At 68.9% G+C, this 25,988-nt stretch carries 26 protein-coding genes and 2 pseudogenes; 17 read left to right on the top strand and 11 right to left on the bottom strand.

The window, feature by feature from the left end; translation table 11 throughout:
* The first annotated feature begins 259 nt into the window (after positions 1-259).
* The 5 genes from AB0H62_RS16095 (at position 260) to AB0H62_RS16075 (ending at position 3,658) form a co-directional block, all read left to right on the top strand.
* A complete protein-coding gene (locus AB0H62_RS16095) occupies positions 260-592 on the top strand; it encodes a hypothetical protein (RefSeq protein WP_360586691.1) in 333 nt (110 codons plus the stop codon).
* Positions 589-1,182 carry a PEP/pyruvate-binding domain-containing protein gene (locus tag AB0H62_RS16090; RefSeq protein ID WP_220241513.1) on the top strand — a complete coding sequence of 198 codons (594 nt, stop codon included), beginning with the start codon at positions 589-591 and terminating at the stop codon, positions 1,180-1,182. Before AB0H62_RS16095 ends, AB0H62_RS16090 begins: the two co-directional genes overlap by 4 nt.
* Positions 1,183-1,241: 59 nt before the next feature.
* Positions 1,242-2,567 carry an MBL fold metallo-hydrolase gene (locus tag AB0H62_RS16085; protein WP_220241512.1) on the top strand — a complete coding sequence of 442 codons (1,326 nt, stop codon included), beginning with the start codon at positions 1,242-1,244 and terminating at the stop codon, positions 2,565-2,567.
* Positions 2,568-2,672: 105 nt separating this feature from the next.
* Complete coding sequence (locus AB0H62_RS16080; RefSeq protein ID WP_360586688.1) at positions 2,673-3,446, top strand: hypothetical protein; 774 nt, start codon at positions 2,673-2,675, stop codon at positions 3,444-3,446.
* Positions 3,428-3,658 carry a hypothetical protein gene (locus tag AB0H62_RS16075; protein WP_360586686.1) on the top strand — a complete coding sequence of 77 codons (231 nt, stop codon included), beginning with the start codon at positions 3,428-3,430 and terminating at the stop codon, positions 3,656-3,658. The genes AB0H62_RS16080 and AB0H62_RS16075 overlap by 19 nt, the downstream gene beginning before the upstream one ends.
* Before the next feature lie 8 nt (positions 3,659-3,666).
* On the opposite strand, the gene AB0H62_RS16070 is transcribed toward AB0H62_RS16075, so the two are convergent.
* The gene (locus AB0H62_RS16070) at positions 3,667-4,089 is read right to left on the bottom strand and encodes a CBS domain-containing protein (RefSeq protein WP_220241511.1); all 423 of its coding nucleotides are present in this window, start codon (positions 4,087-4,089) and stop codon (positions 3,667-3,669) included.
* Between the two features lie 210 nt (positions 4,090-4,299).
* Here AB0H62_RS16070 and AB0H62_RS16065 point away from each other — a divergent pair, with 210 nt between their 5' ends.
* From AB0H62_RS16065 to AB0H62_RS16055, 3 genes are all read left to right on the top strand, one after another.
* A complete protein-coding gene (locus tag AB0H62_RS16065) occupies positions 4,300-4,899 on the top strand; it encodes a hypothetical protein (RefSeq protein ID WP_220241510.1) in 600 nt (199 codons plus the stop codon).
* A gap of 128 nt (positions 4,900-5,027) precedes the next feature.
* A complete protein-coding gene (locus tag AB0H62_RS16060; RefSeq protein WP_220241509.1) occupies positions 5,028-5,672 on the top strand; it encodes a helix-turn-helix domain-containing protein in 645 nt (214 codons plus the stop codon).
* Between the two features lie 296 nt (positions 5,673-5,968).
* Positions 5,969-7,600, top strand: coding sequence for an MFS transporter (locus AB0H62_RS16055; protein WP_255638103.1), 1,632 nt, complete (start codon positions 5,969-5,971; stop codon positions 7,598-7,600).
* 186 nt (positions 7,601-7,786) lie between these two features.
* Here AB0H62_RS16055 and AB0H62_RS16050 read toward each other — a convergent pair whose 3' ends face one another.
* The 3 genes from AB0H62_RS16050 to AB0H62_RS16040 form a co-directional block, all read right to left on the bottom strand.
* On the bottom strand, positions 7,787-8,806 hold the full coding sequence (locus AB0H62_RS16050; RefSeq protein WP_220241507.1) for an NAD(P)H nitroreductase: 1,020 nt from the start codon (positions 8,804-8,806) through the stop codon (positions 7,787-7,789).
* Between the two features lie 402 nt (positions 8,807-9,208).
* Complete coding sequence (locus tag AB0H62_RS16045) at positions 9,209-9,478, bottom strand: SHOCT domain-containing protein (protein WP_360586683.1); 270 nt, start codon at positions 9,476-9,478, stop codon at positions 9,209-9,211.
* A 265-nt stretch (positions 9,479-9,743) separates the two neighbouring features.
* Positions 9,744-12,143, bottom strand: a complete 2,400-nt coding sequence (locus AB0H62_RS16040; RefSeq protein WP_220241505.1) for a heavy metal translocating P-type ATPase — start codon at positions 12,141-12,143, stop codon at positions 9,744-9,746.
* 378 nt (positions 12,144-12,521) lie between these two features.
* On the opposite strand from AB0H62_RS16040, the gene AB0H62_RS16035 reads away from it, so the two are divergent.
* On the top strand, positions 12,522-12,938 hold the full coding sequence (locus AB0H62_RS16035; protein WP_360586681.1) for a hypothetical protein: 417 nt from the start codon (positions 12,522-12,524) through the stop codon (positions 12,936-12,938).
* 63 nt (positions 12,939-13,001) lie between these two features.
* Here the strand turns inward: AB0H62_RS16035 and AB0H62_RS16030 are convergent, their stop codons facing one another.
* The gene (locus AB0H62_RS16030) at positions 13,002-13,133 is read right to left on the bottom strand and encodes a hypothetical protein (protein ID WP_255638102.1); all 132 of its coding nucleotides are present in this window, start codon (positions 13,131-13,133) and stop codon (positions 13,002-13,004) included.
* Positions 13,134-13,409: 276 nt separating this feature from the next.
* Here AB0H62_RS16030 and AB0H62_RS16025 point away from each other — a divergent pair.
* The 3 genes and pseudogenes from AB0H62_RS16025 to AB0H62_RS16015 all read left to right on the top strand — a co-directional run.
* Positions 13,410-13,861: pseudogene (locus AB0H62_RS16025) on the top strand (transposase); the annotation flags it as partial.
* A 966-nt stretch (positions 13,862-14,827) separates the two neighbouring features.
* Positions 14,828-15,091 carry a metal-sensitive transcriptional regulator gene (locus AB0H62_RS16020; protein ID WP_220241501.1) on the top strand — a complete coding sequence of 88 codons (264 nt, stop codon included), beginning with the start codon at positions 14,828-14,830 and terminating at the stop codon, positions 15,089-15,091.
* Between the two features lie 134 nt (positions 15,092-15,225).
* Positions 15,226-15,378, top strand: a complete 153-nt coding sequence (locus tag AB0H62_RS16015) for a hypothetical protein (protein WP_220241500.1) — start codon at positions 15,226-15,228, stop codon at positions 15,376-15,378.
* Between the two features lie 750 nt (positions 15,379-16,128).
* Here the strand turns inward: AB0H62_RS16015 and AB0H62_RS16010 are convergent.
* Entirely contained in the window at positions 16,129-16,290 is a 162-nt protein-coding gene (locus AB0H62_RS16010; protein ID WP_220241499.1) for a hypothetical protein, read from the bottom strand.
* 240 nt (positions 16,291-16,530) lie between these two features.
* Between AB0H62_RS16010 and AB0H62_RS16005 the strand changes: the two genes are divergently transcribed.
* Positions 16,531-17,889 (top strand): MBL fold metallo-hydrolase, encoded by a 1,359-nt coding sequence (locus AB0H62_RS16005; RefSeq protein WP_220241498.1) that lies wholly within the window; start codon positions 16,531-16,533, stop codon positions 17,887-17,889.
* A gap of 10 nt (positions 17,890-17,899) precedes the next feature.
* Positions 17,900-18,694: a sulfite exporter TauE/SafE family protein gene (locus AB0H62_RS16000; protein ID WP_220241497.1), complete on the top strand. Its 795-nt coding sequence runs from the start codon at positions 17,900-17,902 to the stop codon at positions 18,692-18,694.
* Between the two features lie 103 nt (positions 18,695-18,797).
* On the opposite strand, the gene AB0H62_RS15995 is transcribed toward AB0H62_RS16000, so the two are convergent.
* Both AB0H62_RS15995 and AB0H62_RS15990 read right to left on the bottom strand, forming a co-directional pair.
* Entirely contained in the window at positions 18,798-19,070 is a 273-nt protein-coding gene (locus AB0H62_RS15995) for an SHOCT domain-containing protein (RefSeq protein ID WP_220241496.1), read from the bottom strand.
* A 255-nt stretch (positions 19,071-19,325) separates the two neighbouring features.
* Positions 19,326-19,748 (bottom strand): annotated as a pseudogene (locus tag AB0H62_RS15990) (ATPase P); the annotation flags it as partial.
* Between the two features lie 100 nt (positions 19,749-19,848).
* On the opposite strand from AB0H62_RS15990, the gene AB0H62_RS15985 reads away from it, so the two are divergent.
* The 3 genes from AB0H62_RS15985 (at position 19,849) to AB0H62_RS15975 (ending at position 23,609) form a co-directional block, all read left to right on the top strand.
* Positions 19,849-20,142, top strand: a complete 294-nt coding sequence (locus AB0H62_RS15985; protein WP_255638101.1) for an SHOCT domain-containing protein — start codon at positions 19,849-19,851, stop codon at positions 20,140-20,142.
* 158 nt (positions 20,143-20,300) lie between these two features.
* Positions 20,301-21,608 carry a multicopper oxidase family protein gene (locus AB0H62_RS15980; RefSeq protein ID WP_255638100.1) on the top strand — a complete coding sequence of 436 codons (1,308 nt, stop codon included), beginning with the start codon at positions 20,301-20,303 and terminating at the stop codon, positions 21,606-21,608.
* Positions 21,609-22,703: 1,095 nt separating this feature from the next.
* Positions 22,704-23,609: a universal stress protein gene (locus tag AB0H62_RS15975; RefSeq protein ID WP_220241494.1), complete on the top strand. Its 906-nt coding sequence runs from the start codon at positions 22,704-22,706 to the stop codon at positions 23,607-23,609.
* A gap of 334 nt (positions 23,610-23,943) precedes the next feature.
* Here AB0H62_RS15975 and AB0H62_RS15970 read toward each other — a convergent pair whose 3' ends face one another.
* The 3 genes from AB0H62_RS15970 to AB0H62_RS15960 form a co-directional block, all read right to left on the bottom strand.
* Positions 23,944-24,318, bottom strand: coding sequence for a hypothetical protein (locus AB0H62_RS15970; RefSeq protein WP_220241493.1), 375 nt, complete (start codon positions 24,316-24,318; stop codon positions 23,944-23,946).
* Positions 24,297-24,647, bottom strand: a complete 351-nt coding sequence (locus tag AB0H62_RS15965; protein ID WP_220241492.1) for a hypothetical protein — start codon at positions 24,645-24,647, stop codon at positions 24,297-24,299. Before AB0H62_RS15965 ends, AB0H62_RS15970 begins: the two co-directional genes overlap by 22 nt.
* A gap of 369 nt (positions 24,648-25,016) precedes the next feature.
* Positions 25,017-25,988 (bottom strand): MFS transporter (locus AB0H62_RS15960; protein WP_360586675.1); only part of this gene is annotated, 972 nt, incomplete at its 5' end.

The following is a 25,988-nucleotide window of genomic DNA, read 5'->3' as shown; positions in this document are numbered from 1 at the left end:
GACGTGGCGGAGGTGGCGGCGGCCGGCGCCGAGCCGGGGGTGCTTGTCGTAGCGCCAAAGCACCTCGACGCTCTGGCGGAGATGCTCGGCTTCGCCCACGCGCGTGTTCCGCGCCGACCCGGCATACCAGCAGGAGCGGGACGTCTGGACCGCACATACTTTCGGCCCTCACGCGCTAGGTGCCGTCGACGGGATCCCCGAGGGCGCGCTGAGTTGTGAGTTCCTGCCCGCAGCCGGCCTGGTCCGGCGCGATACACCCGTGCCCGACGATGCCCACCTCGCGACGCGGCTGGCCGGCGAGAGCCTGCTGGTGTTCTGCACCGAGGGCGACAACCGCCGTGACCACCTGGGGGCAGGCGTGGCACTCGAGCGGACCTGGCTGCAGGCCACGGTCCATGCCCTGGCCGGTTCGGTCATCACCCAGCCGCTGCACCTGCTCGGTTTCCGGGAACTGCTCGCCGAACGCCTGGAACTGCCCGGCCTGCCGCAGGCGATCTTCCGCTTCGGCCATCCCGCCGCGCCCGCGACACCCTCACCCCGGCTCCCGCTCGGTGAGCTCTTCCCGGACGGCTCTGCAGGAGGATTGTCATGACGCACGTACGGAACTTGGCCGAAATCCGACTCGCCGACGCCGAAACCGTGGGCGGCAAGGCGGCCAACCTCGGCGAGATGATCGAGGCGGGGTACCCCGTGCCGAACGGTTTCGTCATGTCGCGCGATGGCTACTGGACGGCGCTGGAGGAGGCCGGTGTGCGTGCGCGGGTCGCGGACCTGCACGCGAGTGCGCTCGCCAACGCGGACGACATGCAGCAACTCGCCGACGCCTGCGAGCAGCTGCCCGCGCTGGTGCGCTCGGCCGGGCTCACCGAGGAGCTGGCTGCCGACCTGACAGCGGCCTACCGGGAGCTCGGCGGTTCGGCTCCCGTTGCGGTGGGCTCCTCGGCGACGGGCGAGGACGGCGCGGAAGCCTCGTTCGCCGGCATGAACGCCAGCCACACCAACGTGCGGGGCGACCATGCCCTGGCCGAGCGGGTGGCGGACTGCTGGACGTCACCCGCTCGAAAACGCCCGATAAGCCCGCCGATCGGGATGTCGGGGTTCGGCGAGGCGCTCGCGCACATCCGCGCAGTCGTGTTCCGGCGGCGCGGTGCGCCCCCGCATCGGCAGCGGCGGTCGCGATGAGAACCATCCACAGCAGACAGATCGGGACATCGCCCGCGTTGTCATTCATCGGTGGTGCGATGGTGCCCACCGGTTGCAGATTCCTCGTCGACTCGCCAGGCGGTGGCATCCTGGTGGGCTGCGGCGCTTTCGACGACACGGCCGCTCTGTCCCGCCGGAACTGGTCACCCGCGCCGCGTGAGCTGCACGAAGCCGGCACGATCGTGCTGCCCGACGCCTCTCCGGAGGACTGCGGGTTCTTGCCTGCGCTCGTAGCGGAGGGCTGGCGCGGAGAGGTTTTCGCGACTCCGGAGACCGCCGAGCTGGTTCCGATCGCCCTCGCCGACACCGCACGGCTGCAGGCCGAGGAAGCGGTGCACGCCAATGCGACCGGATGGTCGGGCCATCATCCCGCGGTCGCGCCGTTCGGGGAGTCCGACGTCGAACGCGCCGTGGAGTTGCTGCGGCCCGCCGAGATCGGCACGTCCCTCGACCTCGGTCTCGGCAGCACGCTTGAGCTGGGTGCCGCAGGCCGGCGGCTCGGCGCGGCCTGGGTCCGCGTGTCGTCGGATGCGTGGAGTGTGGTCTTCAGCGGGGTCCTGGGTGGCGCCCGCCATCCATTGCTCACGCCTCCGCAGCCGCGGCCGGAGTGCGCCACGCTCGTGCTCGATGCGCCTCAGTCCGGCGGCGACAGGGGGTACGACGAGTCTCGGTTCGCCGCCGCGGTGCACCGGGCGATCCACAGGGGTGGCAGCGTTCTCGTGCCCGTTTCGGCAGTAGGACTGACCGAGGTGGTCCTCACGACTCTGGCGGACTTGATGGACGCGGGCGACATCCCGCGACTGAAGGTCGTGCTCGACAGTCCTGTCGGGCTGGACGCGGTGGAGGTCCACCGCCGGGCGCGCGCCGCCCGCCGGCCGGACGTGCGCCTCGACGCCACCGCGGAGGTGCGGCTGCCGGAAGGCCTGGTGGAGGTCCGCTCCGCCGAGGGCTTCGAGCCGGTGCCCGGGCCCGCCGTCGTCCTCGCCGGCACCGCGTCGGCGTCTTGCGGGCGGGTCCGGGGGCACCTGTCCAGGATGCTGCCGGACTCGCACAATGCTGTGGTGCTGGTGGGCCTGGCGCCGTCCGGGACCCCGGCCCACTGCCTCGCGGCAGGAGACCGGCAGGTGAAGATCCGCGGCCGTTACGTGCCGACCCGGGCTGAGATCACCCAGCTCGGCGCATTCGGGACGCGGGCGGACGAGAGTTCGCTCCTGGCGTGGGCGGCGGGTGCGGGAACGGCGCCGGAGACGGTCTACGTCGTGCAGGACGAAGCCGATCGGACGAGAAGGCTGGCGAAGGCTCTGCACGCGGAGTACGGGTGGTGCGCGGTGGTGCCTGCCGAAGGTGAGCGCGTTCTGCTGTGAGGGGCCTTAGGTCCTTCGGCCTCGTGACCGGTGCCCGTACGCCGGACCGATCGAGAAGACCAGCCTCGAAGGGTGTACCCAGTTCCTGTTCCTACGGAGACCACGATGGACCTCCAGCTTCCGACCGCGCTCGACCAGGCCGTCGCGGCGGCGGTGCGAGCGCCGTCGCCGCACAACACCCAGCCGTGGCAGTTCATCGTCGACGGTGACCGGATCGAGGTGTGGCTCGATCGAGACCGGGTGCTCGTGGTTGCGGACCCGGCGGCGCGGGAGGCGAGGCTGTCCTGCGGCGCCGCGTTGTTCAACCTGGTGATCACCCTCCGGCTCAACGGGCTCGCGGTACGGGTGCGGATCCTGCCGGACGTCGCTTCGCCCGGCCTTCTCGCCGTCGTCCGCCTCGACGGCGTCAGGCACGCCACGGAGCCCGATCGCAAGCTCGCCGGGGCGGTATTCCGCAGGCACACCAATCGGCGGCCATTCTTCGAGCAGGCGGTCCCGCCGTACGCGCGCGGCCGGTTGAAGTCGGCGGCGCTCGCCGAGGGCGGGCAGGTGGAGTTCTTGGACGCTTCACGACGTTACCCGCAGGTCGCCGCGCTGATTCGGCGAGCCGAAGCCGTGCAAGCCGACGACGCCGAGTTCCAGGCGGAATCGGCGCACTGGACGGGGCGCCCGGTGGAGAGCCCGGACGGCGTACCGGTGATCGCCTTCGGGCCGCCGCCAAACTTCCCTGGCGTCGTGTGGCACCGCGCGTCGCACATGAACCAGGCCATCCCGCCGCGGGAGTTCGAGCAGGATCCCCTGCTCGCCGCGGTGCTTACCCGGGACCACGGCGCGACGCCGAGGTCCGTGCCGGCACGGTCATGCAGCGCGTCCTGCTGACAGCGACGGTCGAAGGTCTCGCCACTTCGTTCCTGTCGCAGCCGTTCGAGGTCCGCAGCATCCGCAGTCCGCTACTGGAGATCTTCGACGGGTTGGGCCAGGTGCATGCCCTGCTGCGAATCGGGTACGGCCAGCCAACCCGGATGACGGCTCGGCGCCCGGTCGCCGAGGTGACGACACACCGAGCGCACTCGGACGTTCCCGCCGTCTGACCGTCCGATCAGGACGGACGGCTCGCAGCCAGCGCCCCCAGCACGTCCTGGAAGGTCACCATGCCGATCACATGGCCGAGCTCGATCACCGGCAGAGAGCGTATCCCGCTGTCGGCCATGCGGTGGGCGAGCTCAGTGACATCGAGATCGGGTGCGGCGCCTTTGCCCGGCGTGCGCATGACCGACGCGACCCTGTGCGCCTGCCGGTCCGTCATGACGCCGCTGTCGGGGTCGCTGACGGTCTCGTCGTCGCCGGGGCATCGGGCGCGGATGATGTCGGTCTCACAGATCAGGCCCAGCAGCCGGCCTCGCTGGTCGACGACGGGGAGCGTGGTGAACCCGTACTCGGTCATCAGCGAGACAGCCTCCGTCAGCGAGGCGGACGGTGTCACGCCGATCACCGGTGTGGTCATGATGTCGCGCGCTCGCATGGGAAGTCTCCGTTCATCGTTGCCTGGGTCGACCTTCGCTCGCCCCAGTGGGCGGCGCCAAGGGGCTTTGGTCCTCATCGGGCGGCCCCCGCCGCCGCACAGCGGGGACCGGCAGCCCGCGAGGCGGGGGCCGAACGCCCCTTCGGATCTCGCCACTACCGGAAGATGCTGTTGTGCAAGGAGTTCAGGGCGCAGCGGAGGGCAGAAGCCATGACCACGTCAGCGAACTGGCTAGTGCGGTTGTGCCACGTCATCGCTCCAGGGCACCGGTCGGTGGCCCGCTCCTCTGATCGGGCCGAGGCGGTCGTGCTCGTCCTGTGTGTCATCGCCGCCCTGGTCGCCGTGCCGTTTGCGGCCGCCGTGGGGTCGGAGCTGTACGCGCGGCAGACGGCGCAGTCGGCGGAGCAGCTCGCGACTCGGTACCCGGTGACCGCGACGCTGCTCGCCGACGGCCCGCCGCTCTCCGTCAGCGGGCGCAGCGGTGCGCTGGGCAGCCGCATGCCGACAGACGCGACGTGGCTGCTGGCCGATGGAAGCCGCCGGGTCGGCCGGCCCTATGCGAACGAGGGCACCCACCGAGGTGACACCTTCCGCATCTGGGTCGACCGATACGGCTCTCTCGTGGACCCGCCGTTGAGCCCAGCCGCCGTGGTCGTCAACGCGGCAGCCGGCGCCGTCGGGGTGTGGGTTGCCACCCTCCTGGCCCTTGCGCTGTGCTATGGCTCCGTGGTGTTCGGGCTGAACCGGCACCGATCCTCGCAATGGCAGCGTGAATGGCTCGCCGAGCAGTCGAAGCGGACCCAATCGTGAGTTTCGGCGAACAGAGGAGCGGAACCTGACCACGGTCAACCAAGGCGACATCGTCGTTCGTGCCGACGGCTAGGTCTAAAACTGACTGAGGTTGTTGACAGTCTTGGGCTCCTGTTTTAGGGAGGTCTGTGGCTGAGCGAGTGTGGAGTGAGAAGGACCTGGTCAGGCGCCCGAACCGGCGCCTGGCCGTCCTCCGTCACGCCGAAGAAGTCAGTGGCAACGTCGCGGCGACCTGCCGGTATTACGGCATCAGCCGGACGGTGTTCTACCGGTGGAAACGCCGCTACGAAGATGGGGGCATCGACGGCCTGAAAGACCGCTCGAGCGCCCCGCTGCATTGCCCGACGATCACTCATCCGCAGGTGGTCGAGAAGATCATCCACCTGCGGCAGCGCTACCACTTCGGCCCGCTGAAGATCGAGATGTACCTGCGTCGCTACCACGACCAGGAGATCGGTCACTCGACGATCTACCGCATCCTCAAACGCCTGGACATGAGCCGACTCCCCGCCTCCCAGCGCTACAAACGCCATCATCAACGCTGGAAGGGCTACGAGAAACAGCGCCCCAGCCACCAGCTCCAGTTCGATGTCAAGTTCGTAGAGCCGATCGCCACCGACACCGGCCGGAAGAACCGGTTCTACCAGTACACCGCGATCGACGACTGCACCCGCTTACGGATCCTGCGGATCTATCCCCGATCCGACCAGAAGAGCGCGATCCAGTTCCTGGACTACGTGCTGTCCCGGCTGCCGTTCCAAGCGGGCCTGTAAACACAGTTTCCGCTGGTCAGCATGACCAATGAGCTGCATCGGGCACTCGACCCCCGACCGCGGCCGTCGCGATCGTGCGGCCAATCGCGCAGTTCGTGACTGAGAACGCCGTGCCGAGCAACTGTCGATGATCGCGTGACCGCGCCGTGGTACGGCTTGTCATCCTGTCCAGGTGATGTAACCGGCGACCGGAGGCCGCCATCGTGGGGACGTTCCGGCGGCCGAGCCGGTGGCCTTGGAAAGGCGTCGTCGCGATCGGCCGGCGCCGACGTCGGCCGCACGAGGAGGCAGGTGCGTTGACCGAGCGGAAGACCAGGCGAGAGTCGCAAGCCGGCAGGTCTGTCCTGCTCACTTTGGCAACAGGGCAGTTCGTCATGGCCCTGGACACCACCGTGATGAACACCGCGATCGCGACCGTCGCCGAGGACCTTGGCACGACCGTCACAGGCATCCAGACGGCGATCACGCTCTACACGCTGGTGATGGCCTCGCTCATGATCACCGGCGGGAAGCTGGGCGAAATCCTCGGCCGCAAGCGCGCGTTCTCGATCGGCTGCGTCGTGTACGCGTGCGGGTCGCTGACCACAGCCCTGGCGCCGAACCTCGTCGTGCTCATCATCGGCTGGTCGTTCCTGGAAGGCCTGGGAGCGGTGCTCATCATGCCGGCGATCGTGGCGCTCGTGGCGTCGAACTTCGGCAAACCCGAGCGTCCCAGGGCCTACGGTCTGGTCGCGGCGGCGGGCGCTATCGCCGCCGCGCTGGGCCCGGTGATCGGCGGCGCGTTCACGACCTACGCGTCGTGGCGCTGGGTCTTCGCCGGCGAGGTGCTGATCGTGCTGGTGATCCTGGTCCTGGCCAGGCGCGTGAACGACACGCCGGCCGAAGAAGGGACCAGGCTCGACCTCGGCGGCACTGCGATGTCCGCGTTGGGGCTCGGGATGATCGTGCTCGGTGTCCTGGTCTCCGGCAGCTGGGGTTTCATCCAGCCGAAGCCCGGCGCCCCGACGTGGCTCGGACTTTCGCCGGGGATCTGGCTTGTGCTCGCGGGCGGCGTGATGTCCGCGGTCTTCCTCGCGTGGGAGAAGCGGCGTGTCACGCGGCACGAGGGCGCGCTCGTCGACCCGGCGCTGCTGGGTGTCCGCCAGCTGCGCAGCGGTGTCGGCTCGTTCCTGTTCATGTTCCTCGTGCAGGCAGGCCTCTTCTTCATCATCCCGCTGTACCTGTCCGTCGCGCTCGGGCTGTCGGCGGTGGAGACCGGCATCCGGCTGCTGCCCCTGTCGCTGACGCTGCTGCTGTTCGCGGTGGGCATCCCGAAGCTGCGGCCCGACGCCTCGCCGCGACGGGTCGTCAGGCTCGGGTTCTTGGCCGTCTTCGCGGGCATCGTGCTCCTCGTTGTGCTGCTCGACGTCAGTTCCGAGCCCCAGATCATCACCTGGCCGCTGCTGCTTGCCGGTGCGGGCCTGGGCGCGCTTGCGTCACAGCTGGGCAGCGTCACGGTGTCGTCCGTGCGCGACGAGATGAGCGGCGAGGTGGGCGGCCTGCAGAACACCGGAACCCAGCTCGGCGCGTCGATCGGCACCGCGCTGGCAGGCGCTGTCGTGATCTCCGCTCTGACCGCGTCCTTCTTCACCGGTATTCAGGGCAACCCGGACGTGCCTGCCGATCTCGCCGCGCAGGCGCAGACGCAGCTGTCCAGCGGGGTGCCGTTCCTGTCCGACGACCAGCTGAGAGTCGCCCTGGACAAGGCGGACGTCCCTCCGGCGACGGCCGACGCGGTGGTGGCGACCAACGCCGAGAGCCGCATCGCGGGGCTGCGGGCGGCACTAGCAGTGCTGGCGATGCTCACGCTGCTGGCACTCGCCGTCACCGGCGACATACCCAGGGAACAGCCCGGTGCTCGCCCGAAACCGAACCCTCCGCAGGAGTAGCGCAATCTCGTCCGACAGAGCTGTCACCCGCCGCGGGCATGCCGAGTTCGTCCCCTGGCCGCTGTCGCGGCCGACGCGATGCCCGCCCAGGACGCCCAACCTGATGCGGGTAGTGGTGGCACGAACCCTGTCCGACCATGCGCGCGGACTCCCACACCACATCGATCGGTACTCGCCTCGGTCGAGTCAGCACCACGGATAGCCGGCGCGGTCCGGCAAGTCGGTGGCGTCGAGCGGTGTCAGCACGTCGTCGAGGTCGCGGCGCGGGGTCGCGGGCAGCGGGTCGGCGTTGACCGGCGCCCAGCCGATGCGCAGCACCATCTGGGGAAAGGTGCCACCGGAGACTTTTTCCTCGACGGTGCGGCGGACATCGGGGATCTCCAGTGGTTCGGTCAAGGGGCAGCTGGCGAGGCCGAAGCTTGTCGCGGACAGCAGCACGGCGCTCGTCGCCTCGCCGGCACGCAGCCGCGACATGCGGTCGTCGGACGCGGTGCTCAGGACGAGCAGCACCGTCTCGGCGTCCTCGCCGCTGGCCGGTGCCTCGGCGAGGTCGGGATCGGCGAAGTGGCGCGACGGGAGTGTGCCTGGGGTGTCGTCGGGTGGTGGTGTGCTGCGCGAGGGGACACCGTCGGGCGCGGCGCGGCGCCCGCTCCACGCTGCCAGCTCCGTCCGGTAGGCAGGGTCGTTGAGATGCTGCCTCGAGGCCTTCTGGATTGCGACGGCCAGGTAGTAACGCTCGGCGTCTTCGGCGGTGCGCAGGACGACGCCTTCCTCTGCCGCTGCGGCGGAGAGTGTTTCGAGATGCCCGCGGGGGACCGACCATGAGCTGTGTCGGCGGCGGTCGGTGCGGCGCCGCGGGATCGCGGCGGCGAGCGCGATCTCGTCCGGAGACGGTTCGTGTCGGTGCAGCTCGATTACTGCGAGGTGGTTCGGCTCGGCCGGATTGGGGAGGCGGTGCACGTCGGCGCGCCAGCCTAGAGCCGCGAAGCCGACGCGTGCGTGGTGCAACGCGGCTCCGCAGCTGATGAGGAGGTCGCGGCCGTCGGGGTCGGTCTGGGCCAGGTGCCGGGACGGGTCAGCGTAGAGGTGGAGCGAGCGGTCGCCGACTGCCCAGCGCCAGGGCTGAGAATTGTGCACCGACGGTGCGCGGACGGCCATGGCTACCGCGGTCTTGACGGTGAAGTCGTCCGGGAGTCCACGGTCCATGGTGAGCCTGCCTGGTCGTTTCGTGCGGTGGTCGCCTCGACCCTGTCACCCGGACGGCGTGGGAATGCAGGGTCGGAATCCCCCGGTGGGAGGGACTTTCGCCGGTCTTGCCTCAGGAAGGTGAGCGCGTGTGTGCCAGGGACTGCTCCGGAGTGGCGGCGGTGACGACCGGGAACGCGTCGGGCCGTGAGGCTGGCTTCCGGGACGAACGGTGCGGCGCACGTTTGCCTACCTGGCCCGGGGGCGTCGGAGTGGTGGCAGCGGCCGCATTCGGCCCGCCGCACTGCGCGGCGGGTGAGGATGTCAACGCTCGAGAAATGATGGCCCAGCGGACGTTCTGCCGCATCTTGCGCAGGGTGTCCGCCCGACCGGACTGCGGTATTCGCTGGAGTGCCGACGAGATCAAGACCCGCCGGATGTGGAGTGGCGGACCTGACGCAGCGTCTCGAGGTCACACCGGTAGGCCTGCTCGTCGATCTCGTCGCGAGCAAACCGTTCGGCCAGTAGCTGTTCCGAGTTCGACCGTTCACGGTCTCCGCGGCCGGGCCAGCAGCTGAGGACGCGGACCAGCGCCACGACCGCGACGATCACCAGCACCCAGAACAGCACGGTGTCGACGGTCATGAGCACGACGCCCCAGCCGCCCATTCCGTAGCTGCCCCAGTACATCATTGTTGAGTCCCATCAGTTCTCGATCTGGAACGTCGTTCAGACCCGGGCCCGACCACTATGGCTCGGGCCGCTGACACCTCGCCCACGATGCCGCCGGCGAGGAAGCGCCGCGATGGCCGCCCGCGGCGGCTTGGGACGTTCCTGTCGGTGCTCACCGCCAGCTCCTCTTCTCAGGAGACTTCCAGCGTGCGCGGAGTCTTATCTGGGTGCGATGGGCCAACGTCTCGCCTCTCATGGCACAAGGTCCTCTTCGCGCTGGCGCGGTTCATGTTGTGACGCTGTGGCGCCGCTCCGAGCTGGTCGGCCGGGGTTCCGTGGGCGATCGTGTGGGTAGTCGTAGGGCTTTCAGCGCGAGTGCGTTGACGGCGACGATGAAGCTGGAGCCGGACATGGCCAGTGCGGCGATCTCCGGCCGCAGTACGAGGCCGAACGCGGGCTCGAACACGCCGGCGGCGATGGGCAGGGCGATGGTGTTGTAGCCGATGGCCCAGCCGAGGTTCTGCTGCATCTTGCGCAGGGTGCCCCGCCCGATGCGCAGGGCGGTGGGCACGTCCAGTGGGTCGGATCGCATCAGGACGACGTCGGCGGTGTCGATGGCGACGTCGGTGCCGGCGCCGATCGCGATGCCGACGTCGGCTTGCGCGAGGGCGGGTGCGTCGTTGACGCCGTCGCCGACCATGGCGACCTTGCGGCCGTTCGCTTGGAGCTCGGCGACCTTGGTTGCCTTGTCGCCGGGCAGGACCTCGGCGATGACCTTGTCGATTCCCAGTTGCCGGGCGATGCGATCGGCTGTGGCCTGGTTGTCGCCGGTGAGCATCACGACCTCGATCCCGAGGTCGTGCAGGGCCGCGACCGCGGCGGCGGAGGTGTCGCGGGGCGCGTCGGCGATGCCGATGACTCCGGCGGGGACTCCGTCGACGGCGGCGAGGACGGTGGTGTGGCCGCTGCCGGCGAGCTGCTCCCCGCGGCTGGCCAGAACCCCGGTGTCGATGCCTTCGCGTGCGAGCAGCCGCCCGTTGCCGACCACCACCCGGTGCCCGTCGACCCCGGCGATGGCGCCGTGCCCGGGCATGTTCTCGAACCGCTCGGCCCGCACCCGCGGGGTGCCGTTGCCCTCGGCGTGGCGCACGATGGCCTTGGCCAGGGGGTGTTCCGACTCGCGCTCCACCGCGGCCACGAGGCGCAGCAGCTCGTCCTCGCCGATCCCGGTCGCACCGTCGCCGGTGATCACGTCGGTGACTTCGGGTTCGCCCTTGGTCAGTGTGCCGGTCTTGTCCAGGACGACGACCTGGATGCGGGCGGTGGTCTCCAAGGCCATGGCGTTTTTGAACAGCACGCCCCGTTTGGCGCCCAGGCTGGTGCCGACCATGATCGCGGTCGGGGTGGCCAGGCCGAGGGCGTCGGGGCAGGTGATGACGACGACGGTGATGGCGAACAGGATCGCGACCGAGAACGCGCTGCCGGTCAGCAGCCACACGGCGAGCGTCGCGGCACCGCCCAGGAGGGCGACGAACACCAGCCAGAACGCCGCGCGGTCGGCCAGGCGCTGGCCGGGTGCCTTGGAGTTTTGGGCTTCCTGTACGAGTTTGACGATCTGTGCCAGCGCCGTGTCCGCGCCGACTTTGGTCGCGCGCACCCGCAGTGTGCCGGTGGTGTTGATGGTCGCCCCGACCACGGTTGAACCGGATGCCTTGTGCACCGGCAGGCTTTCGCCGGTGACCATCGACTCGTCGACCGCGCTCTCGCCCTCCTCCACGACACCGTCGACGGCGATCTTGGTTCCGGGGCGGACCAGTAGCAGGTCCCCGACCGCGACGTCGGCGCTGGCCACCTCAACCTCGTCCCCGTCGCGGAGCACGGTGGCTCTGGGCGGGGCGAGGTCGAGCAGAGTGCGGATGGCGTCGTTGGCGCCGCCGCGGGCACGCATCTCGAACCAGTGCCCCAGCAACACGAAGGCCGCGAGCACCGTGGCCGCTTCGTAGAACACCTCGCCGCCGCCGGTGATCGTCACGACCAGCGAATACAGCCAGCCCGCGCCGATCGCCACCGCGACGAGCACCATCATGTCCAGGGTGCGGGCCCGCAGTGCGCGCACGGCGCCGTCGAAGAAGATCCAGCACGAGTAGAACAGCACCGGCAGGCTCAGCAGCAGCGACCACACGTCCGGGCGCCACCCGAACGGCACCGGCAGGTGTAGCGCGAAGACCTCGGTGCCGATCGGCGACCACAGCACGATCGGGATGGAGAACACCAGCGCGACCAGGAACCGGTTGCGCATGTCGGCGGCCATGGCAGCCATCGACATCCCCGCGTGCCCACCGTGACCCATCGCCTCTGCTGGGGCGTGCTCTGCGTGTGCGGCCGACGGCGCCTGCGCGGCGGGCTCGGCGAGGGGATCGCAGAGGTGATGCGGCACGGACTGCCCGGCGCAGTGGTATCCGCAGTCGATCACCCATTGGCGCAGCGAGGCGACGGAGGCGAGCGCCGGGTCGAAAGTCACGGTCGCGGTCTGGGCGACCGGATTGGCTTCGACGTCGAGCACGCCGGGTTGCCGGCGCAATCGCGTGTCGACCACGTTCTGTTCGGACGCGCGCAAAAGTCCGCTGACATCCAGGACGACCGTCTCTGGAGCCTGTTGAACCGATTGTCCACTGTGGTGATGCATCGGATGGCCTCCCACCGTCATCGCCGACCGGGCGAGGCGGTCTTCGTACGGTCCACGGTTGTGGCTTTGCACGCTAGTTGTCACCAGGCGACCTCGGCGACGTCGGGGTTTGGGCGTTCGCGTGCGCGATAGTGGTCACCTGGTGTGCACGGTTTCTGTCATTGCCCACCACGCGCACCCCCACCGCAGTCTCCGCGCGGTGCGTAATCGGTGGCATGCAGGGAGTCGTGCCGGCAGAGTCCTCGAGCGGCCGACGCAGCTGCATCAGGGTCTTGGTGTGGAACACTGGGATTCCAAGGTCCTCAATCGCTTTAGCGCTCTGCCAGCCCCGGACCCCGGTCGGCTCCACCTGAACTGGGTTTGAAGGAGTTGGTCGTCGTGGTTGGAAGGTTGAATGGTGACCGGGTAGCCGGCGTATCCACCCATCACCGCCGCTCCGTTTGCCAAGTGTGTGGGCGAACCGATCCGCGCAAGCTGGTGCAAGCGCTCATCCCGGATTCCTCGGCGATCGATGAGTTGGAGTTGGGTGCAGATGGATACCGGTTGGTCACTGTCTGCTCTGACGATGAGCTGCACGCGCTGATCGCCCTTGGCCGCGCCACCTGGGTCGACGAACAGTTGTGGCTCGGCCGGCTCGGGCGGGCCAGCATCGCGCCCGGAATGAGGCGGGCAACGCTGCTTGCCGTCGCGCGCTGGGCTGGGCTGACTCATGAACAGCTTCGCCGCGTCGTGGCGTGGAACGCCACCAGGGTGGCCTCGACCGAGAGCTTGCCGGGCGGGCAGCTTCTGAGGTGACTGGCAAACGCCAGTGAGCGCCGACGCTGGTGACGGGTACCGCCCACAAGTGACAGACGGGGATCACAGCCGCAACGGTGCTGCGAAACGTCGCAGCGGCAGGCTGTTGCTGACCACGAACATCGACGAGAACGCCTGGCCCCACGACCGGGTCGCGGCCTGTATCGCGACCGGCACGGCCTCGCGGGTCGGCATCGAGGCGTCCACCGCCGACTTGGACCCACCAAGACGTGATCGTCCTGCGAGCTCCGGATGATGGGATTGTCTCCCACCAGCTTTCAGTGGCGGGTGTGACGCGCCTGATTCCGGCACATCGCGACAGCGAGTTGATCGGACCTGGTCACTGGGCGACCTGACTGGCACGTACTGATCAGCTCCTCGAGAGGACGACGAAGCTGCCTCGAGCGTCACAACCGAGTTGATTCGGAGGCGAAAATCCGACCTGACCTTGGCCAGATGAGTGCGATGGTCATGCTCGGCGCACCCCTTCGTACCGGACGACTTCGACCTCGTAGAGTGGCTGCGGCGGCGATGGTAGCCGAGGCCAAGGCGCGGGGGCTGGCGTTGACCGGCCCGGACGGTCTGCTGAAGCTGTTCACCAAGAACGTCCCGGAAACGGCGTTGAACGAGGAAATGACCGAGCACCTCGGTCACGAGAAAAACCAGGCCGACGCGCGCGGCCCCGGCCAACGTGCGCAACGGCACTCGGCCGAAGACCGTGATCCCGGACGCTGCCGGCGAGGCGTGGATTGAGGTATGGCGGGATCGGGAAAGCACGTTCGAGCCCCAGATCGTGAGTGAAAAAACGGCAGCGCCGGCTTACGGATGTGGACGAGGTCGTGCTGTTGTTCTATGCGAAAGGGACGACCACAGGGGAAATCTCCGCGCATTTCGGTGAGATCTACGAGGCGTCGGTGAGCAGGAGAGGCTCTCGCGGATCACCGCTCTTCGAATTGCGCAGGGGCTGACAGTCCGGTACCGGAGTCACTGCTTGCTTCCTCCGGAGGCTGTCACGCTTGAGCCCAACACCGTCCACGCTGGCAGGGAGACCAGCCTGCAGGAAAGATCGGCGGGCGTGCCGCCAGACCTGCAAGGGTCGTGCACGCCCTCACGGGTCTTAGTGGGATCGCCGACACGGTGCTCGATGGTGACCACGTGCCCATGGAACCGGTCGACGGGTGGACGGTCGGCATGCAGCGATTCACCGATTTCCTTCGGGACAACCCGAGCGGGAGGGAACTCAAGCGCCGCCGGACACACGCGAAGTTCATGGCGGACATCGGTGGCGAACTCGCGCAGGCCGCCTTCCACGCCAGGCGTCACGCCCGATCAGATGTCCGACTGCTGCCTCAACCGCAGCGAGGAGGACGTGTCGCACATCCTACGCTCGGCCTGTTCCGTCAAGTCCTCCACGAAAAGCTGGTAACTGGCACTGTGCGAACAACGATCTCCTCGACATGATGTACCTCACGGCCGCTGCTGGATACTGCGACCACGTCGTCGGTGAACGATCGCACTGCTCTGGACGAGCGCCTCGTGGAACGGGCTCGCCGCGCGGACGGCGACCACTGGCGACGCTTCCGGCGGCCGATCTCTGCGGAGACACTCCGGAAGCAGCTTGGGTTGGTGCGGCAACGTCGCGCCTTTAATGGTGCGGACCGTTTCGGATGTTCGCCGCTGTCTTCGAGCCGGCGGCGGCAGGTCCCCGCGGCATCCTGTTCGGGATGGTCGACACTGAAGCGCAGGTCGAGCTGGCACAGATGTCCGGCATTCGACGATCCCGACGCTGATGGCGGTTCGTGAGGGGACGTCGTGTTCTCGCAGTCGGGCGCACTGCCCGCGATCACGGTCGTGAGCAGGTACCCTGGGGGGTACCAGAGGAGGTTGGTGTGGAGCTGAACGGAGACGTGGTCGCGGACGTGCGCAAGCGGCTGCGGCGGGCACAGGGGCAGGTTGGGGGCGTGATCCAGATGATGGAGGACGGCCGGGACTGCCGGGACGTCATCATCCAGCTCGCCGCGGTCTCCCGGGCGCTGGACCGGGCCGGGTTCCGGCTGATCGCCAGCGGGCTGGAGCAGTGCCTGTCTGATGATTCGGAGCAGGGTGCCGCCGATCGTGAGCAGCTGGAAAAGTTGTTCCTGACCCTGGCGTAAGGGCGTAGGCGGCCGGGCGGGAGCAGGAAGCACCGCATGGCCTTGAAATCGTCGGGCAGCCCGCTCGGGCTGTTCGAGGTGCTCGGCGAGGACGTCCTCGCCGAGTCGGCGGGTGGACTCCTCCAGTGTGTGCGTTGACCTCGCCGCAGGTCTGTAACCTGCGGCGTGAACTCGTCCGGGCGGGCGTGCCGCCAGCGGCCGTGCTCGTCGAGCAGAGTGACGGCGTCGACCAGGCGGTCGCGGAGGGTATCAGGATGAAGTGGCAATTGAAGGTCAGCCGCGCGTAGCCCGGCTTGAACCCGTCGTAGCCGCGGGCGGGTTCGTCGTCGAGAAGTGACCTGGCGGGGTCGATGGTGAGCGGCCGGTTTCCGTAGGGGCCGGCGCAGAGCAGCCACCGAGGGCCTGGAAACCGAACAGGTCGTTAAGGCGGCGACCGCGAAGTTGTGGTGCAGCAAGAGCTGACCGGGCCGGATCCGCAACGACACGGTGGCCGTGCCAACCGATGGTCGCCGAGCATCTGGATTCGCGGACGCGCGACCGGCGTGCACGGCTGCCGCCACAGTCGTTCTTGCTGGGCCTGGATGGGACTGCGTCGACGGAGTCCTTGTGGACGAAGACGATGCCCGCGTGGATCGACTCCACGGTCGCAGGAGTGTCGTCTTCCTCGCGGGCGACCGGATCGTCGAGGTAGCAGTGTCCGTGCGGGCCGACGAAGGTCACGCTGCCGCCGCCCGGATCGGTCGGGACACGGTGGGTGTAGACGTCGCGCCGCACAACGAGGGCCCCGGGGGTCTGCGCGCCGCCGACAAACCTGTGCGGGGACAGGATGGGCGCGTCGTTGCAGTGCCCGCGGCCGGGCGCGCTTTCGGCCGCCCGGATCGGCCGTAGGAGACGTGCGGACAGCCGCATAGTCCCATAAGGACAGTGCGCCGTGCTGGTGCAGCAGTGCTGCGATCCCGGTCGGCGTCGGTGAGAATGCCGGTGACTTTGGACGTCGCGGAGAAGCTGCCGATCCGCGGCGATCCCCACCGAGGTGCTCAGTGGCGGCCGAACAGCCGCCACGGTTTCCGCCCCACCTGCTCGGCTGCGCAGGAGCAGCGCTCGGAGACGGGTACGTCGCCCAGCACCTGCTCGACGTGGTTGCCACAGCCGCGGTAGGACGGCTTCCCGCATTTCGAACAGGCGATCCTCTGGCACATCCGGTGTTCCTCCGTGGGTCTCGAGACCGTGCCCCGCAGATCACTATACCCCCCGGGGTACTAGGAAAGGGCGATCGATGGACCAAAGCCTCTGGAAGTTCGCCCGGGAATGCTGTGACGCTGCGGTTGTGAGAAGAAGTCGTCACGTGTCCGACTATGCCCCCGGGAGTATCTGGAGAAGTGGCGGCGAATGAGCTATCCTGGATTCAGATACCCCCTGGGGTATAAGGAGAAGACCCTATGATCGAGATCATCGCCATCGACACACCGAGCCTCGGTGACCGCAGCTACCTCGTCAGCGACGGCACCACGGCGTTCGTGGTCGACCCGCAGCGCGACATCGACCGGGTCCTGGACCTGGCCGGAGCGCGTGGGTTGCGGATCACGGACGTGTTCGAGACCCACATCCACAACGACTACGTGACCGGCGGGCTCGCCCTCGCCCGCGCCGCCGGCGCGGCCTACCACGTCAACGGCGCGGACCCAGTCTCGTTCGAGCGCACGCCCGTCGAGGACGGCGACGTGATCGACGTCGGAGCAGGCATGCGCGTGCGGGCTATGGCCACCCCGGGACACACCTTCACCCACCTCTCGTACGTGCTGGAGGCGCCGGGCCGGAGCCCGGCGGTGTTCACCGGCGGTTCGCTGCTCTACGGCTCCACGGGCCGCCCCGACCTGCTGGGCCCGGCTCACACCGGTGAGCTGGTGAAGCGGCAGTACGCGTCGGCGCACCGGCTGGCCGAGGTGCTGCCGGACGAGGTCGAGATTTATCCCACGCACGGCTTCGGCAGCTTCTGCTCCGCCTCGCAGTCCGAAGCCGATCGGTCGACGATCGGCCGGGAGAAGCAAGTCAACCCGGTGCTCACCCAGGACGAGCGAGCCTATGTCGACGAACTACTGGCGGGGCTGGACGCCTATCCGGCGTATTACGCGCACATGGCTCCGGCGAACTTGGCCGGCCCCGCTGCGCCCGACCTGACCGATCCGGCGACTGCGGATCCGGTGGAACTCCGTTCGCGCATCGAGGCGGGGGAGTGGGTAGTGGATCTGCGGTCGCGGACCGCGTTCGCCGCAGGGCACGTGGTGGGCACCCTGAACTTCGGCGCCGACGGCAGTTTCGCGACCTACTTGGGCTGGCTCATTCCCTGGGGCACCGCGCTGAGCCTGCTCGGCGACACGGCGGACCAGATCGGCGACGCGCAGCGCGAGCTGGCCCGGATCGGCATCGACCGCATCGAGGCGGCAGCTTCCGGCACCCCGGAAATGTGGTCGGGTGACGCGCCGCTGGGGTCGTTCCCCCGGGCGGAATTCGGCGAGCTGGCCTTGGTGCGCCACCACCGGCCGGTGACGGTCCTCGATGTCCGGCGCGACCTGGAATGGGCGCAGGACCACATCGACGGCGCCCTGCACATCCCGCTGCACGACCTGCTGGACCACCTCGGCGAAGTGCCGGCCGGAGAAGTGTGGGTGCACTGCCAGGCCGGCTATCGCGCGTCGATCGCGGCCTCGGTCCTCGCCGCGGCCGGACACCTGGTTGTCGCGGTGGACGACGGGTTCGACCGGGCGGCATCGGCCGGGCTGCGCATGGCGGCCGGCTGAGGCGGACTCCATGACGGTGCTGCTGACCGCGGTGTTCGGCCTGGTTGTCGGCGCGGCCCTGGGCGTGCTCGGCGCGGGCGGCTCCATCCTGGCGATCCCGGCCTTGGTCTACGGGGTCGGGTTGCCGCTCAGCTCGGCGATCCCGACGTCGCTGGTGGTCGTGGCCGTGTCCGCGGCGGGTGGCCTGGTGTCCCGCTGGCGGTCGAAGGTGATCCGCTGGCCCGTCGCGCTCGTCTTCGCCGTGGCGAGCGTCCCCGGCGCGTTCGCCGGCACGGCGCTGGGGAAGTTGATTCCGGACCGATGGCTGCTGGTCGCCTTCGCTGGTCTGATGACGATGGTTGGGGTGCGGATGCTCACCGCAGCCCCGGCGCCGGACGGCGCCTGCCGGACCAGTGGCGGCGGGGTGAACTGGCGCAGCTGTGTGCCCAAGGCTTTGACCGTCGGCGCGGTCGTCGGGCTGCTCACCGGCCTGTTCGGAGTCGGCGGCGGGTTCGTCATCATCCCCGCACTGACGATGCTGCTGGGGCTCACCGCGCCGGAGGCCGTCGCGACCTCGCTGGTCGTCATCGTGCTCACTTCGCTGAGCGGGCTGGCCGCCCACGCGACCACCCTGCCCGACCTCGACTACCGCGTCGCCTCGGTGTTCGCCACAGTCGCCCTGCTGGCGTCCGTGGCAGCCGGGCGCTTCGGCAACCGGCTTCCGGGACGAACGGTGCGGCGCATGTTTGCCTACCTGGTCCTGGCGGTGGCCGTCGGAGTGGTGGCAGCGGCCGTGTTCACCCCCGCCGCACTGCGCGGCGGGTGAGATGTCAACTGTCGAAAGATGACGGCCCAGCGGAGGTTCTGCCGCGTCTTGCGCAGGGTGCCCGCCCGACCGGACAGCGCAATCGCCGCCGGTGCCGACGAGATCAGGAGCCGCCGGACGTGGAGTGGCGGAGCTGACGCAGCGTCTCGAGGTCGCGCCGATAGGTCTGCTCGTCGATCTCGCCGCGCGCGAACCGCTCGGCCAGCACCTGTTCCGGGGTCGACCGTTCACCGTCACCGTCACCGGGGCCGGACCTGCGGCTGAGGACGCGGACCAGGGCGATGATCGCGACGATCACCAGCGCCCACAACACCAGGTTGCCGATGGTCATGAGCGCGAGGCCCCAGCCGCTCATTCCGTATCCGTCCCAGTACATCGTTGTTCTGTCCCATCACTTCTCGGTTTGGGAACGTCGCTCACCTTTGGGCCTGTCCTCGATGGCTCGGGCCATCATCAGCGCGCCCACCGGTGGGGAAATGCTGCGATGATCGCCTGCCGCTGGCGTTTCGGTTGGTGGTCATTCGCCAGCTCTCTTCTCAGGAGACTTCCAGCGTGCGCGGATCGTTGTCGGGATGCGATGGGCCAACGTCTCACCTCGCAGGGCACAAGGTCCTCTTCGCGCTGGCGCGGTTCATGTTGTGACGCTGTGGCGCCGCTCCGAGCTGGTCGGCCGGGGTTCCGTGGGCGATCGTGCGGGGAGTCGTAGGGCTTTCAGCGCGAGTGCGTTGACGGCGACGATGAGACTGGAGCCGGACATGGCCGGCGCGGCGATTTCGGGGCGTAGCACGAGACCGACGGCGGGGGCGAAGACGCCGGCCGCGATGGGGAGGGCGATGGTGTTGTAGCCGATGGCCCAGCCGAGGTTCTGGCGCATCTTGCGCAGGGCGGTGCGCACGGCGAGTGGGTCGGATCGCATCAGGACGACGTCGGCGGTGTCGATTGCGACGTCGGTGCCGGCGCCGATCGCGATGCCGACGTCGGCTTGGGCGAGGGCGGGTGCGGCGTTGACTCCGTCGCCGACCATGGCGACGTTGCGGCCGCCCGCTTGGAGCTCGGCGCCCGGTCGTCGGGGGACAGGTGGCCCCGAACTCGTCGGTGAAACACACGGGGTGCCGTGCGGGTACACAGAATGGACACTGGGAGCAGGGACATGTGTGGAGAGTCAGTCGCAGGCGCGCACCCTGATCAACGAAGAGGGGTCGCAGAGGATGGATGACTATCGCTGGATGACGGGCTGGTGGTGGGTTTGGCCTGTGTTGATCGTGGTCGGCCTGTCGGTTTTGGTTTATCTGGGGGTCCTGCTGTCGCGGGACAGGCTCAGCGGGTCCCGACGGGGAGGGGCTGACGGAGGTGCCGGCTACTCGGCGCGAGGTGTTCTCGACGAGCGCTACGCCCGGGGGGAGATCGACGAGGAGGAGTACCGACGCCGGAAGGCCGAGCTGCAGTGAGCAGGGAGCCGATCAGTCGTCGCCGCGCCGTCGGTTTGCTCGGGCTGGGTGCGGCGAGTGTCGCGGCCGGTGCTACCGGGTGGGCGATGGGGCTGGGGGCTGTCGGCGGGGACGGGGGCCTGTCACCCGGGGCGAGCGGGCAGCCTCTGGCTGAACCCGTGGAGTTGAGCAGCCGGGCCGGTGTTTTGCCGGTGCAGCTGACGGCAGCACCGGGAGTGCGTCTGGCTGGTCGTGACACCGCGGGGTTGGGGTTCAATGGCACGTCACCGGGCCCGACGCTGCGGGTGCGGCCGGGGGACCTGCTGCGCATCCGGCTGGTCAACCGGGTGGGTCAAGCGACCAACCTGCACACCCACGGCCTGCATGTCTCCCCGCAGGGCAACAGCGACAACCCGTTCCTGAGGATCGAATCGGGGACCAGTTTCGACTACGAGATTCGTGTTCCGGACGATCACCCGCCTGGGACGTTCTGGTACCACCCGCATCACCACGGCACCGTGGCTGATCAGATCTTCGCCGGTCTCGCCGGGGCGCTGCTGGTCGACGGCGGTCCTGCGCTTGCCACACGGGAGCGGGTCCTGCTGGTCACCGACACCACTTTGGACGCCGCGGGCCGGGTGGCGGCGGTGAGCGTCATGGGCAGGATGATGGGCCGCGAGGGCACGTTGGTGCTGGTCAACGGCCAGCATCAACCCGTCATCGCGGCCGCGGCCGGGGCCGTGCAACGGTGGCGGGTCATCAACGGCTGCACCTCCCGCGTACTGGCCCTGCGACTACAGGGCCACCAGCTCACCCAGGCGGCCTTCGATGGCCGATTCTTGCCGGCCCCCACAGCGCGGGATCTCGTGGTGCTGGCACCGGGCAACCGCGCCGATCTCCTCATCCAGCCCACCACACCCGGCCAGTACTCCCTGGTCAGCGACGCTTATGACCGGGGCAGCATCATGGGCGGCGGCTCGGTCACCAGCAGCCAGGTTGTCCTGGGCACCCTGGACGTCGCCGGGCCCGAGGCGGCGTCACCGACGCTGCCCGCCACACTGCCGGCCCCACCCATGCCGGCAGGCCCGATCGTGCGCCAGCGTCAACTCACCTTCGGCATGGGTGCGGGTATGGGTGGCATGGGCACGGGCGGAGAGATGATGAGCTTCACCATCGACGGGCGCAGGTACGATCCGACCCGGGATGATCAAACGATTCGACTCGGCACCACCGAAGACTGGACGGTCATCAACACCAGCCCCATGGTCCACCCGTTTCACCTGCACGTCTGGCCCATGCACGTCGTGGGCGACAGCACCGGCACGGCTCCGATCGGGAGACAACAAGATGTCGTCGTCGTTCCCGCCCGTGGCTGGGTGCGTCTGCGCATCGCATTCGCCGACTACCCCGGCCGCAGCGTCTACCACTGCCACATCCTCGACCACGAAGATGTCGGCATGATGGCCACCGCCCACGTCCAGAGCTAGCAACGAGGCGTGACCGGTGATCGCGACTACCCCGACCCGGCCCAACGCACCCGCGCGGAGGTTCTGGCTGGACATGGGCAAGCGCCTTTACCTGGACGCATGGGCGGCGTGAACACGCTTGGCCGTCGTGCGTGTGGTGGGGCGTCGGTTGTCAGCACACTCCTCGCTGCGCACGTTCGTTACGACGATCACACAAACCCGCTCTGCGTCTCTTCCGAAGTGGACGGTCACTTATCTCGGTTCTCGACATGGCCGTGCGCTGCAGGTCACATCCGACGACGGTGTTCTGATGGCGTCGGCCTCGGCCTGCAGGCGTACCCGATGTGCTCGCAGCGGTAGCGATGTCGGCGGCTTCCGTGTGGACGGTCTTCGACGTGCTCGTTTCACTTCGATCGTCAGATGTTGCCGCGTTCGGTGCGCCTGGCCACCCTCCCCGTCACGGACCGCTTGGCCGTTTGTTGCTCGGCTTCTGTGGGACCGGATTAGGGCGGGGATGTCACGTCGGGCAGGTCCGTCGTTCGGTCGCCGTTGCACGACGACTGGTGTCGAACGGCTGCCCCGGAGGGGTGCTCCTTTCGGCGTCGTAAGCCTGGCGTACGGAGGCTGGAGACGCCACGAACCTGCTCGCCTGCCGGGACCGATTTACTCGGGAGGCCAGCGAACCTAGCGAAAGGGTTGTCGGGCACGGTCCCCGTGTCGTTGTCAGCGTGGATGGCGCAGCCGGCGCGGCAGCAGCGTTTGCCGGACAGTCGCCGCCGTATCGCCGTCGGTGTCTCTGCTGACCGCACACCAACCGAACGCCTTGCCCACCGCGAAGAGCGCTGGATTGCCGATACGTGTCGTGCGTCAGGGCCATCGCCCCGCTGACCTGCGTGCCGCTCCCGCTGGTGTAAGCACCGCCGGGTTGGTGAGTACGTCGGCCAACGCCGATCGGCGCAGCAAGGACCCGGAGCCGAAAGACCCGCCGCGTATGGGCGTCGGTCCCTACTCGGAGCCGACGCCAGGCAGACATGCTCGGGGGAAGTCTGGTGACAGGCACAGAAGTCCGCGATGGCACGTCCGTCTCCCGTGGTGGTGTTCTTGACGACCGGGAGGATGATCAGGAAGGCGCTGGTCGTGAACGAAATCAGTCGGTCGGTTGTGGTCGGTGTGGATGGATCGCCCTCGGCCCGACACGCGGTGCGCTGGGCCGCACGTGAGGCCGCGTGCCGTCGTCTGATGCTGGTGATCGTGCACGTGTGCGCACTGGTGCCTGTCGCCGTGCCGCACGCGGTGGCACTGCGCCGATACCAGGTTGCGCTGGTGGAGCAGGGGCACCAGTGGCTTGCGGAAGCCGCTGGAGCAGCCCGGGAGTCAGCATCCGACGCGGCTGTGCACACCGACCTGACCGGCGGCTCGGCGGCCGATCAGTTGATCGGGCTGTCGGCCTCGGCAGAGCTGATGGTGCTCGGCTCACGAGGGCTGGGCGGATTCACCGGTCTGGTGGTCGGGTCGACCGCCGTAGCGGTCGCCACCCACGGGCACTGCCCGGTTGTGGTCGTACGAGGAGCTGATGCTCAAACCGAACCACGCCAGGACTCTCCGGTGGTGGTGGGCGTCGACGGAGCACCGAGCAGTCAGACGGCGATTCCCTTTGCCTTCCAGGCCGCGGCTACCCGGAACGCGCCCCTGGTGGCCGTGCACGCTGTGAACGACGTGCCCATCGCGGCCGTCTGGAAATCGGCGTCGGATCGGCAGACGGTTGAGCACCACGACTCAAGGCTGCTGAGCCAGTGGCTGGCCGAGCACCAGGAGAAGTATCCCGAGGTGCCGGTCGAGCAGGTCGTGGCGCGTGACCGTCCGGCTCACATCCTGCTTGATCACGCCAAGAGCGCGCAGTTGGTCGTGGTCGGGTCCCGCGGCCGCGGTGGGTTCCGAGGCCTGCTGCTGGGATCGACTGGCCAGGCCTTGATCTACCACGCGGCCTGCCCCGTGGCGGTCGTGCCATCACCGCGATCATGACCGCCCCCATCACGACGGGCCCGACAACCGCTGCGGGTTACGAGGAACGGCAGCACGGTGTGTCGGACTGCGTCGACTGCTGACCCCGCCGGTGCCGACATCGGCTGCCGGTCGCGGCCGGCCAGGGGCGGAGGTTTCCGGTCTCGGCTGCTGCGCGCGGCCGAGGGATTCTCTCGTGCGTGCGGTCCTCACCGGTGGCGCCGCGCCGCGGGGCCCGAAGCCCCGCTCGGCGAGCTCATCAACTACGACTTCGCCGACTCCCCGTCGATCATAAGGTTGGCCTGGCGGAACAGGTCCTTCCAGGTCGACGCCGTCACCGCCATCCCCGCTTCGGTCAACCAGAACGCGCGGGCACCAATCCGTCCGGGCCGTCGACGAGCAGACGCTGCCGCTCCGCGGGACCGAGATGCGCCAGCTTGATCCCGCGGACGCTGGAACCAGGCTCGATCGCCAGCGGAACGCGCGGGTTCTCGACGACCAGCGGGCGCCGGATGCGCCGGTAGCGACCCGCCGCAACGGCGTCGGCGACGACCTCGGCCCGGTCAATCTCGACGTAGGCGACCAAGTCGGTCACGATCGACGCCGGGACATAAACCCACCGGGACGAACCACCCTTCGCGATCGCCGGCGGCAGCCAGAACCGTTGATAGCCGCGAAACCCGCGTTCCAACGGCACCTCGAACAATGTCAGCGCCGTCTGCTCGGACAACCGCAGCCCGTGCGGACCATTAGATCGCAGAACGTGGCGTTGCGCCCCGATCGCCGGCCGAGAAACCCCGGGTCCGCCAACCCACCTGCGGTGTAGCCGCGCATCCCGACATCCCACCACTGCCGATAGGACACCGTCGGCAACTGCTCGACCTTCTCCCGGCCGGCGCCGTGGATGTAGGTCGCCGGAGACTCCGACACCTCCGCAGCAGGCGACCAGCCGCCCCCGGCATGCGCAGGCCGGGCCCGGCGTCGCTGCTGCGGAACCGGATTGACGCGAACATGCCCGGCGCGCACCTGCCAGCCGTAGAACCGGTCGACCGCCGCCACCTCTCGATCCCACGTCGCGCCACCCGACCCAGTCACCAGGCAAGTCAGCGACGAACGGCAACGGGGCCGCCGGCTCCGGAAGCTCAGCGACCACGCGGTGAACACACCAACCGGACACGACCATCGGCGCACGGCAACGACGGCCCCCGCGTAGAACCCGTCCTTGATCAAGCGGCGAGCGCGAACCACCCGTTTCGGTACTAAAGTGTCGCTGCAGGTCGTCAAGGTGTACGCCGTCTCGTGACGGGCTGGATCTGTTTCGCGGCTGGCCGGCGGCAACAAGCGACGCACGTCGGATGCACGGCTCGTGAGTGGTCGTGAGAGCAGGCATCTTTCCGATCGTGCCGATGTCGATCCGGGCGGGGACGGTCAGGACGTCGAGTTGTCCGGGCGGTTCGTCTTGGGCTGCTGGTCGGTTCCGGTTGGTGTCGTCGGGACGCCCCGCTCGATTGGAGGGCGTGGGTTGGTGATCCAGCGGGCGGCGAGCAGGCCGGATGCGGCGGTGAGGATGGCTGCGGCGATGACGGTAGTGTTGAGGCCGAGGGTGTCGGCGAGGATGCCGGCGAGCAGGGCACCGGCGGCGTAGCCGGTGTCGCGCCAGAAGCGGTAGGTGCCAAGTGCGTTGGCGCGCCAGGTGGGATGGGCGTGGTCCGAGATTGACGCGATGAGTGTCGGGTAGACCATCGCGGTGCCCAGGCCGAGCGCGATGGCGGAGACGATCCCTGCGAGCAGGGGATCGGCGAGCAGGGCGAGCGCGAGCACGAACCCGGCGGCCTGCACGAGCATGCCGGTGACGATGAAGGGTTTGCGGCCGATGCGGTCGGAAAGATGCCCGCTGGGGATCTGGCCAAGCCCCCACAACAGCGGATAGAGCCCTTTGATGAGGCCGACGGCGGCGAGGCCGAGTCCGTGCTGGGTGAACAGCAGCGGGAACACGCCCCAGGTGAGCCCGTCGTTGAGGTTGTTGACCAGGCCGGCCTGGCTGGCGCCGCGCAGGGACCGGTTCCGCCACGTGGTTCGGGCGAAGGTGGCGGCCAGGCCCGCGGATTGCGCACCCCCGGAGGGGGTGGGGTGGTGCGCCAGTTCCAGGGCAACGTGCGCGGCGGTGTCGCGCACGACGAGGGACAGGCCCAGCCCCGCGGCGACGAAGACGATCCCGATGAGCTCGGGGACAGGGCGAAGGCCATGGGTGGCGGCGAGGTAGCCGGTCAGCAGGGCAACGCCGCCGACCGCGACGTAACCGGCAGCTTCGTTGAGGCCGGTGGCCAGTCCGCGGCGGGCCGGGCCGACGAGGTCGATCTTCATGTTGACGGTCATCGACCAGGTCAGTCCCTGGTTGAG

Source organism: Amycolatopsis sp. NPDC050768, assembly GCF_040654155.1.
Classification (GTDB): domain Bacteria; phylum Actinomycetota; class Actinomycetes; order Mycobacteriales; family Pseudonocardiaceae; genus Amycolatopsis.
This window is presented reverse-complemented; position numbering and strand designations above follow the sequence as displayed.

Bases quoted from the DNA above. Each gene is read 5' to 3' on its own strand.
- AB0H62_RS16080 (WP_360586688.1), top strand. From the start codon at position 2,673: ATGGACCTCCAGCTTCCGACCGCGCTCGACCAGGCCGTCGCGGCGGCG.
- AB0H62_RS16030 (WP_255638102.1), bottom strand. From the start codon at position 13,133: ATGCCGACCCGCGAGGCCGTGCCGGTCGCGATACAGGCCGCGACCCGG.
- AB0H62_RS15995 (WP_220241496.1), bottom strand. From the start codon at position 19,070: ATGTACTGGGACGGATACGGAATGAGCGGCTGGGGCCTCGCGCTCATG.
- AB0H62_RS16005 (WP_220241498.1), top strand. From the start codon at position 16,531: ATGATCGAGATCATCGCCATCGACACACCGAGCCTCGGTGACCGCAGC.
- AB0H62_RS16075 (WP_360586686.1), top strand. From the start codon at position 3,428: ATGCAGCGCGTCCTGCTGACAGCGACGGTCGAAGGTCTCGCCACTTCG.
- AB0H62_RS16050 (WP_220241507.1), bottom strand. From the start codon at position 8,806: ATGGACCGTGGACTCCCGGACGACTTCACCGTCAAGACCGCGGTAGCC.
- AB0H62_RS16010 (WP_220241499.1), bottom strand. From the start codon at position 16,290: ATGTGCCAGAGGATCGCCTGTTCGAAATGCGGGAAGCCGTCCTACCGC.
- AB0H62_RS15975 (WP_220241494.1), top strand. From the start codon at position 22,704: ATGATCAGGAAGGCGCTGGTCGTGAACGAAATCAGTCGGTCGGTTGTG.
- AB0H62_RS16085 (WP_220241512.1), top strand. From the start codon at position 1,242: ATGGTGCCCACCGGTTGCAGATTCCTCGTCGACTCGCCAGGCGGTGGC.
- AB0H62_RS16045 (WP_360586683.1), bottom strand. From the start codon at position 9,478: ATGATGTACTGGGGCAGCTACGGAATGGGCGGCTGGGGCGTCGTGCTC.
- AB0H62_RS16040 (WP_220241505.1), bottom strand. From the start codon at position 12,143: ATGCATCACCACAGTGGACAATCGGTTCAACAGGCTCCAGAGACGGTC.
- AB0H62_RS16065 (WP_220241510.1), top strand. From the start codon at position 4,300: ATGACCACGTCAGCGAACTGGCTAGTGCGGTTGTGCCACGTCATCGCT.
- AB0H62_RS16090 (WP_220241513.1), top strand. From the start codon at position 589: ATGACGCACGTACGGAACTTGGCCGAAATCCGACTCGCCGACGCCGAA.
- AB0H62_RS16070 (WP_220241511.1), bottom strand. From the start codon at position 4,089: ATGCGAGCGCGCGACATCATGACCACACCGGTGATCGGCGTGACACCG.
- AB0H62_RS16000 (WP_220241497.1), top strand. From the start codon at position 17,900: ATGACGGTGCTGCTGACCGCGGTGTTCGGCCTGGTTGTCGGCGCGGCC.